Source organism: Streptomyces sp. NPDC043996 (genome assembly GCF_056435225.1).
On the sequence record NZ_JBWKEY010000011.1, the window covers coordinates 312,138 to 323,677 of the forward strand.

Here is an 11,540-nt window from a genome sequence, read left to right on the forward strand (position 1 = left end):
TGTGTGCACCGTGTCGTATCGTCGTCGGACCTCAGTTCTCGCCGAGTACGTCGAGGAGGACGCTGTCGAGAACGTTCTTGTCAACCGACGTCGAGGTGCGCATGGCCATGCGATCAGCGGCCGTGGCGGCGTCGCGGATCTCGCGGAATGTCGCCCGTATGACCGCAGTCAGGTCGTGGCCGTCGCCGCGGGCACGCCAGGTCGCCGGATACCTGACCTCTACCAGAATGTCCCCGTCGTTGCGGAACGCGTTGATGTCCAGCACAAACGGCGACCGGTAGTCCTCGGCAACTGTTACGTCCGCCGGGAGATGCAGGACCTGGATATCGGCAGCGTGCCTGCTTTGGTCGCCCAAGTAATTGAAGCTGACCTGTGGGCGAATAGTGGCCAGCAGGCCCTTTTCCGCGCCGGGATTCGAGTCGAACCACCGGAGTGCGCCGAACGCGAATCCTTTGTCGGGAAGATTTTCGAACGAACGTCGGATCGCATCGAGGGTGCCGTCCACACCGTCCTCGACCTTGACCAGGTGGGGGAAGGAACTGGTGAACCACCCCACTGTGCGGCTGAGGTCGTGGTCACCGGCAAACGGTTCGCGGCCATGACCTTCCAGGGTGAACAGGATCCGGTTCTGTCCCTTCCAGGAGCCCAGTGCACGGGCCATGACGGCGACGAGAAGCTGGCCGGCATCGAGTTGATAGACGTCCCGTGCGATGTCGAGGAGACCACCCACCTCGGCCTCGTCGAAGCGGATCACCTCGGCGACGGTGTCCTTGCGCACGACCTCCCGTTCGGGAAACAGGTCGGCGACGTCACTCGCTGCTTGGGCAAGTTCGGTCCAGTAGGGCACCTGCGAGCCGAAGCCGCCGTCCTGCGTATACCTCGCGAGCTCGGCGACCCACTCCGAGAACGGCATGGACTTGGGCGCGAACTCGACGTCCGGGTCCGCCAGGCACGCCAGGAGGTCCTCCACCAGGACTCCCCAGGAGACCACGTCCACCGCGAGGTGATGTACCGCCAAGGCGCACTGCTCGCCCTGCTCACCCAGCCCGGTCGCCACCGCAACAGCCGGCCCGCCGCGCACCTCCACATGCGCCTGCAACGCCCGCAGATACTCCGATCGGCCGTCCTCGGCCAGTCCCTCACGTGCTGCTTCGGCATGAACCAACGGCTCCGCGTCCGGATCCCGGATCAGGAGGCCACCGTGGTCGTCGATCCGGACACGGAGCAGGTCGTGATATCGCGTCAGACGCGTCACGGCATGCACCAACCGGTCTTCGGGCACCGGTTCCGCGAAGGTGATCAGCATCGACTGGGTGAATACTCTGCCGTGGTTGTCGATGTCGCTGAGAAACTGCTGCTGGATGGGGTTCGGGATGATGCGACCGGTGACCGGCGCCTGATCGTAGACCGGGATCTCACGCCGACCCCGCGGACCGCCGGCGGCCTTTTCCGCCAAGCCGCGGACCGTCAGGTGTTCGAGGAGATCGCCGACCTGGACTGGGATGTCGGCCTGCTTGAGCGCCGAGACGATCTGGATGGCCTTGATCGAGTCGCCGCCGAGTGCGAAGAAGTTGGCGTCGACATCTTCCACGGTACTGCCGAGCACGTGGGACCAGGCGGCGGCGATCCGCCGCTGCACGTCGGTGGTCGGGCCGTTCGACTCTGCCTTGGACGAGACCTCAGGACGCGGCAGCGCCGCCACGTCCACCTTGCCGTTCTTGTTCAACGGGATCTCGTCGATGGGGACGGTGAACGCCGGCACCATGTAGGGCGGCAGGTGCCGCTCCAGCGCTGACCGCAGTCGCGCGTCGTCGGGTTCAAACCCTTCCGCGTACCGCACCCACAGACAGAGGCTGCGGCCGCCCTCACCGCTCTCGTACGTTCCGGCATGCGCCAGTTGGACGTACGGCTGCTCCAACGCGACATGGACGATCTCGGCGAGCTCGATGCGGTACCCGCGCAGTTTGATCTGGTCGTCGATGCGCCCTGTGTAGTAGAGCAGCCCGTTGTTCTTGAGGGTGACGAGGTCACCGGTCTTGTAAAGTCGCCGGCCCGGAACGGCCGGCGAGGTGACGAAACGTTCCTCGGTCAACTCGGGCTGACGGAGGTAGCCGTCAGCCAGCCCGTTGCCGCCGATGTACAGCTCCCCCCGCGCACCGATCGGCTGGAGCTGCAGTTTCTCGTTGAGGACCCACAGCGAGGTGTCGTCGATGGGCCGGCCGATGGGTATCGCGTCCCGTTCGTCGAAGCTGTCGAACCGGTGCACCGCCGCGAAGACCGCTGACTCCGTCGGACCGTATCCGTTGGCGATCCGTCCGGTTCCGAGCATGTCGAACGCTCGCTTGACGTGTGGCGGGGAGGCCATCTCGCCGCCGAAGATCATCATGCGGATGCTGCCAAGGCGTTCCGGCGCGTGGTCGATCAACGCGTTGAACATCGCGGCCGTGAGGAAGAAGCTGGTGACCTCGTGCTGCTCGATCGCCGTGCTGAGCCGGTCGAGATCCAGCACATCCGCCTTGTCCATGATCACGAGGGAGGCACCGTTGGTGAGTGCGCCGAACATGTCGTAGGCCGAACCGTCGAACGAGTAGTCCGACAGCGTGAGGAACACGTCGCTGCTGTCGAGCTGGGCGAAGGTCGACGGGCGGGCGACGCGAAGTACACCTCGCTGTCGGATGACCGACCCCTTCGGGACCCCGGTGGTCCCGGATGTGTACATGATGTAGATCGGGTCGTCGCTTCTGCTCGGCAGGCCTGGGTCACGGGTTTCGCCGGTCGATCCCATGCAGGAGTCGAGGTCCGTGACCCGAACCCCTTCGGACGCGAGCCCAGTGGCTTGGGCCACCCGGCCGGCCGAGGCTACGAGGGTGTCCGCGCCCGAGTCGTCCACCATGATCGCGAGGCGTTCGGCCGGGAAGTCGGTACTCAACGGCAGGTAGTGCCCGCCCGCCTTGAGAACGCCGAGTATCGCGACGACCATGTCGAAGGAGCGGTCCATCAGGAGTGCGACCGGTCGGCCGGTTGTCGAGCCCTGCCGAGTCAGGCCGTGCGCGACACGGTTGGCACGGATGTTGAGCTCGCGGTACGACATCCGCTCATCGCCCATGATCAGTGCCGTCTTCTCCGGGTCGGCCGCCACTTGCCGTTCGAACAGACCGACCACGCCCACCGTGTCGGGTGCCGAGGCCGGTGTTGTCGCGAGCTGCTGGATGCGCTCGACCTCCCGCGAGGGCATCAACTCGAGGGTGCCCAGCGCGGCATCGTCCTGGGCGGAGAGGAAGGAGCGCAGCAGCGTCACGTACCGATCCGCGTACAGCGCAATCGTCTCCTCCGTGAACAGGTCGGTCGCGTACTCCCACTTCATCAGGAGCCGGTCGTCGACCACCCGGGTACTGAGGGTGATGTCGTACTTCGTGCTGCCGTCGTCGAAGCGAATGACCTGGCCGTCCGCACGGTCCAGACCCATGTCCACGTTCTGGTGCACGAAGCACACGTCGAACAGCGGACGGCGTCCGGGTTCCCGCGGCGGAGCGATCTCCTCGATGATCGACTCCAGCGGACAGATCTGGTGCTCGAAGGCGCCAAGGACCGTGGACCTCAGGTCCGTGAAGAACTCATCGACGCTCGACTCTGGAACAGCGGTGATGCGCAGGGGCAGCGTGTTGACGAACATCCCCACGAGGTCCTGGTACGACAGGTCCGGCCGGCCCATGACGGGAGCACCGACCACGATGTCGTCGTGCCCGCTCATCCGGGACAGCAGCTGCTGGAACACGCCCAGGAGCACGGTGTAGAGGGTGAGGTCGTGCCCGCTCGCGTAGCGCTTGACCTCCTCGAGCGTCCGCGCGTCCAGCTCCGCGAAGTGGGACGCCCCGGAACCCGTGATGACGTCGGCCCGTTGCCAGTCGGTGGTGAGCTGGAGCGTCGGCACTCCGTCGGCGAACCTGCTCACCCAGTAGTCCCGGTGCGCGGCCACCTCGGTGCCGCTCTGCCGTTCGCGGAGCTCAAGGACCGCTGACCGGTAGCTCCGTGCCAGCGGCGGGGGCTCCACGGCGTCAAAGATCATCGAGAAGTCGCGGAGCAGGATTCCCATCGACATGCCGTCGATGACCGTGTGGTGGAAGTCGACTGCCACGCAGCTCACGTCGTCGTCGAACTCGAAGTATCCGACCCGGAACAGGGGCCCCTCGCTCAGATGGAAGGGCCGCACGAACTCTTTCATCTGTTCCCGCGCCCTGTCCTCGTGCGTCTCCCCGTCGGCGGGGCCGACCAGCCGCCGATGGTCGATCGTCACCGGAACCTCCGCGTGGACACGTTGCAGCGGCTCACCGTCAACGAGATGGAAGGTCGACCGGAGGCTGTCGTGTCGGCGCACCAGCGCACGGATGCTGGCTTGCATCTGCGCCATGTCGATGGTGCCTTGCCGCATGGTCAGCGCGGTCTCGTTATAGGCGAGGGACTGCTCGTCGAGCTGACTGGACCAGAAGATGCCGCGTTGCGACGCGGTGAGGGGCAACTCGTACGTCCCGACGACGGTCTCGCGCCGCGGTACGCTCCGGGACTGGCTGTTCGACCGCTGGAGCAGGTACTCATCGGTCAGCCCGTAACTCTGGCTGAGCACCTGGACGAAGTCGTCGAAGTACCGTTCGGCCAGCAACGCGCCGACGGGGATGTCGAGGTCGAGCTGCGCGTTCAGAATGTTGGCGATCTTGATGGACGACACCGAGTCCCCGCCCATGGCGAAGAAGTCGTCACCGCCGCGGACGGTCGGGTAGCCGAGGACGTCGGACCAGACCCGCGCGATCACGCGCCGGTGCGGATCCGGGTCCGGTTCCCCCGCCAGCGGCGACGGCTGCTCCAGGATCTCACGGACCCAGTCGTCCGCGCCGGACTCCGGCTCAGCCACGGGAGTCGCGGCCGGTGCCGCGCGCACGCTCTCGTTCCAGTACCGCGCGTGGTCGAACATCTGGGGCGGGAGCGGCACCCGGCGGACCTCGGCGTCCCGTTCCAGAGCCGCGAAGGGGCGGTCACGGCCTTCGAGGTACCGCTGGGCGGCGTCCGAAAGGTGCCGGAAACGGTCGGGGAGATCGGTCCGCCGACTGGTTCCGGCAGTTTGGGGCGCGGTAGCGCCCGGACCCCACGGCACGGTGTCGGCCACGGGGGAATCGAGGTCGGCACGCCGCACGACTACGTCGTCGCGGGACGCCCGCTCGTCACACGGACGCAGCAAGCGCCGCAGCCCTTCGACGAGTCCCGCGCGGTCGTCGCACATGATGACCGCGCGGAAGGGCTGGTGCTCCCGACCCACCTGCATCGTGAAACACACGTCGTCGAGGCGGTACTCGGGGTGGTTCTCGAGCGCCGACAGATGCACGGCTACCGTCCTGACGAGAAGGTCCTCACTCCGCGCCGAGATCGGGTAGAGGTTCGGACCGTGGCCGGTGCCCGACCGCCGTGCCGCGGCCGGCGCCTCCTCCAGCACCACGTGACTGTTCGTCCCCGTCAGGCTGAAGCTGCTCACTCCGGCGCGACGAGGGGTCTCGCCCTCCTCCCAGACGCCGAGGCGGTCGTTCACGTATACCGGCGAGTCGGCGAGATCACCGTAGGCGTTCGGTACGTCGAAGTGCAGTGACGGCGGGATGACGCCGTGCTCCAACGACAGGAGGGTCTTGATCAGCGACACCAGACCCGCGGCCCCGACGGTGTGACCGACGTTCGTCTTCACCGAGCCGACGGCGCAGAACTGCTTGCGGTTCGTGAAGGCGCCGAAGGCGCCCTTGAGTCCCTTGATCTCGATCGGGTCACCCAGGGAGGTTCCCGTACCGTGCGCCTCGATGTAGGACAACGACTCCGGTGCGATGCCCGCCCGCTTCCAGGCGCTGATGAGCAGCTCCTGCTGGGACCGGGCGTTCGGGGCGGTGATGCCGTTGCTGCGGCCGTCGCTGTTGACCGCGTTGCCGATCATGATGCCGTAGACGTGGTCCCGGTCAGCGAGTGCGCGTGACAGCGGCTTGATGAGAAGACCGGCCACCCCCTCGCTCCACACCGTGCCGTTCGCTGCGGCGTCGAACGCCCGCACCCGGGCGAAGTCGGACTCGGTCTCGTTCCCGAGGCCCAGCGGCTGGAGAAGGAGGTTGATCGCACAGACGAATGCGGTGTCGCAGTCACCCTGCCGGATGGCTTTCGTCGCCACGTCCAGCGCGATCAGACCGGACGAACACCCGGTGTCGAGGACGGTGGCCGGACCTCGGAGGTTCAGGTGGTACGACAGCCGACTGGCCAGAATGCCGGACCACGACCCTGAGACCGCGGCGAAGTCCATCTCCGGCAGGAACGGCAGATAGGACTTCATCAACCGGTGCGTGTGATCGTTGCCGACGAAGATTCCGGTCTTCGACCCGTGCAGATCACTCCTGGAATAGCCGGCGTCCTCCATCGTCTCGACGAGGACTTCCATCATGTTCCGGTGATACGGGTCGAGTTCCTCGGCGGCCTTCGGGGGGATACCGAAGTACTCCGGGTCGAAGAGGTCGACCCGGTCCAGGTAGCCGCCCCTCTTCACATACGCGGCCCCGCCATCGATGCGCCGGAGATCCTCCACCCGCAGCTCCGGGAAGTCACCGATCGACTCGCGACCGTCGACGAGGTTGCTCCAGAATGTCTCCTTGTCGGGCGCACCCGGCAGTCGGCAGGCGATGCCCACGACCGCGATCGGGTCATCCGTTTCCTCCTGGGCCGGCCCGATGGCCCGAATGAAGTCCTTCGCCAAATCCGCGTCGAGTTCCTTCCGCTGCACCTGGAGGAGCAGGTACTTCAGGAGTTCCTTCTTCCGCGCCTGCCGGGTCGCACCAGTCACGGCCGCTCCTCGCCTTCGATGTCGCCGAAGACCGAGAGCAGCTCCGAGTCGCCGATCTCCTTCAGGGCCTCTTGGAGTGCCAGGCCGGTGCCGACGTCCGCCGTTTCTTCCTGACCGCCGTCGGAGGATCCCTGGTTTGCCATGTCAGCCGACTCCTCGCCGAGTTGCCCGCTGATGTGGCCGGCGAGGTCGGCGACGGTGGCGTACGAGAACAGGTCCGCGATATCGACCGTGCCCGGGAAGTCCTCCTCGATCCTCGACAGCACCTGTGCCGACATGAGGGAGTTTCCGCCCATTTCCTGGAAGGCGGCATGGGCGTCCACTTCGGCGAGGCCGAGGACGGCTCCGTAGATCGCGCCCACCCGGGACTCGACCGGGGACGGGTCGGACAGGCCGGTGAGACGCACCTCCACCGGCGCCCCGTCCGATGCCGCCGCGGCCGTACCGAAGTTCTCGGCCGCCTCGGCCACGTCCAACGGGATCTCGAAGGGCAGGCCGCCCAACTGGTCTTTCAACACAGCGAGGTTGAACTGCGCCGGGATGACACCGGCGGCGGGGTTCTTGAGGAAGTAGGACAGCCACACCCCCCCTTCCTTTGCCGACACCGCGGTGAAGGGCGCGTCGTGGGCCCCGATCCCGTAGTCGGCCGCCATCCCGACGTCGGTCCACGTGGGCCAGTTGACCGAGAGCGCGGGGACGCCCTCGGCGCGGGCCCGGACGGCGAGCGAGTCCATGAAGGCGTTGGCGGCGCAGTAGTCACTCTGACCGGGGCCACCCATGATCGCGGTGATCGACGAGAAGAAGACCAGGAACGCCTCGGGGTGCTCTCTCGCCAGGTCCACCAGGGCCACGCTCCCGTCCACCTTGGGCGCGAGAACGGAGTCGAAGGCCGCCCGCTTCTTGGTCGCGAGGAAGCCGTCACCGGCGACGCCGGCCGCGTGCACGATGCCCCGCAGCCGCACCCCGTCGGCGCGGAGGCGGTCGGCCAGGTCACGGACCGCGGCGGGCCGCGACACGTCACACGGCTGGTACTCGGCCACGCCGATGGCCTCGACGCTCTTCCTCTTCTGCTCGTTCAGCTCCGACCGGCCGACCAGGAGGACGCGTTCGGCGCCCTGGCGGGCCATCTGCGAGGCGATGGCGAGGCCGAGACCACCCGCACCTCCGGTGATCAGGTACGTCCCGCCCTCGAAGGGCTCGACGGCCTTCTCAGCCTCGGCGTAGGCCAGATGCCGTGCGTACGTCTCCGAGCCGCGGACGGCCCGCGGCGACGGCCCCTCGCCCCTCAGGAGTTCGCGCACGAGGTGCGGCACGTCCCCATCGGCGGGTGCGTCGACCACGTCGACCGGCAGGTGTTCCTGCCCGATGACAAGCGCCAGGGAAGCCGTGGCGGCGGAGTAGGGGTCGGTCATCGCGTCGTCGGCCACGACCGACCAGGCGTTCTTTCCGAGCACCTTCAGGCCGCGGGGCAGCTTCACGCGATGCGCCCCGAGGCCCTGGTAGAGCTCGAACAGCGCGTCGACACCGCAGGATCGGCGCTCCTCGTGCGACAGTCCGGCGCCCGCGGCGAAGTCCGTACCGAACACGATGCCCTGCACCCGCTCCCGCAACAGCCGCTCGCACAGCAGTCGCACGCCGTCCGGGTCCGGCGCGAACAGATGGCGGTCGGGATCGGACTCTTCGCCGAGGTAGCACGGTACGACGTGATGTCCGTCGGCCTTCACCGCGTCGACCACCTGCCGGCCTGCCGTGGTGTCCAGTACCACCACGGCCCACTCCACGCTCTCGCTCCCGGGGGCGCTGGGCGCGGGGGCGCTGTTCGACGTCGGCTTCCAGCCCACCTTGAGGAACCGGCTCGGGCCCTGGAGGCTGAAGTTCTCCCAGTCGACCTTCTTGACCGTGTAGTCGGTGATCTCGGCGAACGGACGACCGTCCTCGTCGACGAGGACGACGTCGTAGGTGATCGTCTCGCCGTTGTCCCGCGCGACACGGATCGACGTGTAGAACGTCTCCGGCATGCGCCCATGGAGCACCAACTGCTTGTACACGTAGGGCAGGTAGGTGTGCCCGCTGTCCTGCGAGATGAGATTCACCGCGTTGTCCAGCTTGGCCGGATGCAAACCGAGAGCCTCGGTCTCGGCATCGATGTCCCGGGGGAGCCGGAGCAGGGCGAGTGCGCCGGCCTCGTGGTTCCACACCGTCCGGACGGAGTCCCAGCGCGGACCGAACTGGAATACCCCGGTGTCTCCCGCGAAGGGGTACGGGTCCTCGACCTCGACGGCCGCCCTCTTGGACGCTTCGATGTCGACAGTTCTGGGCTGGTGGTTGCCGACCGGGCCGACCCGGCCCTCGGCGTGCGCGATCCATTCACCGTTCCGCTGGCTGGCGATCTGGAACGTATAGTCGCTGTCTCCGCGCACGAGGCGGGTCTGCACGACGGCACCGACCCCGTCCTGTACGGCCAGTGGAACGAGAAAGAAGACGTTGTCGAACTGCATCCGCTGCGTGTTCTCCACCGCGGCGTACGCCGCGCGGGCCATCTCGAGATACGTCGTTCCCGGAATAACCGAAGTGTGTCCGATCCGGTGGTCCGAAAGCACCCAGTGCCGATCCACCGACAGCGTGTTCTCGAATACGACGCGCGAATCCGACCGGCTGACCTCCGCGCCGAGCAGCGGGTGGGCCCGCTCGACGGTCGGAGTTCTTTCGACGTGTGTCTTCACCGGCTTGGCCCAGTGGCGGGCCTTCTCGTACGGATAGGTGGGCAACGGCACACGTCGCCGAGCCTCGCCGTCGTAGTACGGTCCGAAGTCGATATCGGCGCCACGGATGTACGCATTGCCCAGGTCGGCAACGCCGGCCCCGTCGGACTGGATATCGGAGATCAGGGCGTTCGCCGACTTCGCGAGCCGCCGGGCGTCCCTGGCGGTGATGTCACCCGGCTCCGGGGCATCCTTCTTTTCGCTCACAACGGCGTGCACACCGTAGAAGATTCCCTGATCCGGGGAACTTCCGAGGCCATGCCGTCGCAGCCGGTCTATGGATTCGGCGAGCTGCTCCTTCGTCGCGGCGACCACCAGTACCCGGTGCTCGTAATGGCCGCGTCCGGTGTTGGAGGTATAGCAGATGTCGGCCAGTGACCAGGGGGAGTCGGCCAGCATGGTGGCGTACCGGTCCAGCAGTTCCCGCAGCCCTGCGTCGGTCTTGGCGCTGACGGTGAAGAAGTAGCGTTCCTGTGACTGCTCCTCGCTGCGGTACCGGGGGGCTTCCTCCAGCACCATGTGACTGTTCGTGCGGATGAATCCGAACGAGTTGACGGCGGCACGGTGCGGACCGTCGCCGGCCTCCCACGGCCCCAGCCGGTCATTGACGTACAGCGGACTGTCGGGGAAGTTGATGTACGGGTTGGGCTCCTCGAAGTTTCCGGAGGGTGCCAAGGTGCGCGTCTCCAGCGACTTCACGACCTTGGCAAGGGACGCCACCCCCGATGCGGCCACCATGTGGCCCATCGTCGTCTTCAGTGAACCGACCCCACAGAACTGCCGGCGTGCGGTGTGCCGGCGGAAGGCATTGGTCAGGCCCTTGATCTCGATAGGGTCGCCGAGCACCGTGCCGGTGCCGTGCGCCTCCACGTAGCTGATCGTTTCCGGGTCGATGTCGGCCTTCGCCCACGCGTCGAGGATCACCTTCTCCTGCATCAGGGCGTTGGGCGCGGTGATGCTGGTGGAGGCGCCGTCATTGTTGATGGCCGAGGTCTTGATGACAGCCCGAATGTGATCGCGATCGGCCAGCGCCCGCTTCAGCGGCTTGAGCAGGACGATGCCGGCGCCTTCGGCCCACTGCGTCCCGGAGGCACGGGCGTCGAAAGTGCGCACAGCGTCATCGGACATCACGCTGTCCAGGCTCAGCCCCGCGCCGTACTCCGCAGTCGTCTCGCCGAGCGTCGTCAGGTTGAGTCCGCCGGCCAACGCCATGTCGCATTCGCCCAGCACCAACGACTGGATGGCCTGATGGATGCTGACGCTGCCCGCCGAGCACGCGGTGTCCAGCATGAGACACGGTCCTTTGAGATCCAGCAGGTAGGAGATCCGGCTGGCCACCAGGCCTTCCCACGAACCGGACAACTGCATCGGATTCTCCTCGGAGACCATGCGGTAATACGAGTGGTTCGTGTAGTCACGACCGAGGAACACTCCCGTATTGCTCCCCTTGACACTCGTGCCGCCGTATCCGGCGTTCTCGAGCGCTTCGTAGGCAACTTCGAGGGCGACCCGCTGGTGGGGGTCCATGTAGTCCGCCTCGATCGGCGGGATCCCGAAGAATCTCGCGTCGAACTGGTCGATCCGTTCCAAGTACCCGGTGCGCGCATATATCTTGTCCAGATCTGCCTCATCGATCACCCTGCCGAGCAGCAGCTCAGAATAGCGCGGGTCTCGCAGAACCTGGTTCAGATCATCCTTCCGCAATTGCGGATAGTCGCGGATCGATGACTTCCCGATCTTGAGCAGCTCCCAGAGTTCATCGACTCCATCAGCTTCCGCAAAACGTCCGGCCAAACCGATCACGGCGACGTCCTGGTGCAGCTTTCCCTCGGTCAACTCGACCAACAGCGCCTTGGCCTCTGCTTTGCCAATCTGCTTCTTCACGAGCTGCTGCAGGATAAAAGACTTTACGTTGTCCATCT

General features: G+C 66.5%; 2 protein-coding genes. Both read right to left on the bottom strand.

Annotated features, from left to right (window positions below; translation table 11 throughout):
- Positions 1 to 31 precede the first annotated feature (31 nt).
- Entirely contained in the window at positions 32 to 6,856 is a 6,825-nt protein-coding gene (locus AC07A4_RS28255; RefSeq protein ID WP_478603643.1) for an amino acid adenylation domain-containing protein, read from the bottom strand.
- Entirely contained in the window at positions 6,853 to 11,538 is a 4,686-nt protein-coding gene (locus AC07A4_RS28260) for an SDR family NAD(P)-dependent oxidoreductase (RefSeq protein ID WP_478603645.1), read from the bottom strand. Before AC07A4_RS28260 ends, AC07A4_RS28255 begins: the two co-directional genes overlap by 4 nt.
- Positions 11,539 to 11,540 lie beyond the last annotated feature (2 nt).

Excerpts from the sequence above, each read along its gene's own strand:
- AC07A4_RS28260 (WP_478603645.1), bottom strand. The coding sequence starts at position 11,538 with ATGGACAACGTAAAGTCTTTTATCCTGCAGCAGCTCGTGAAGAAGCAG.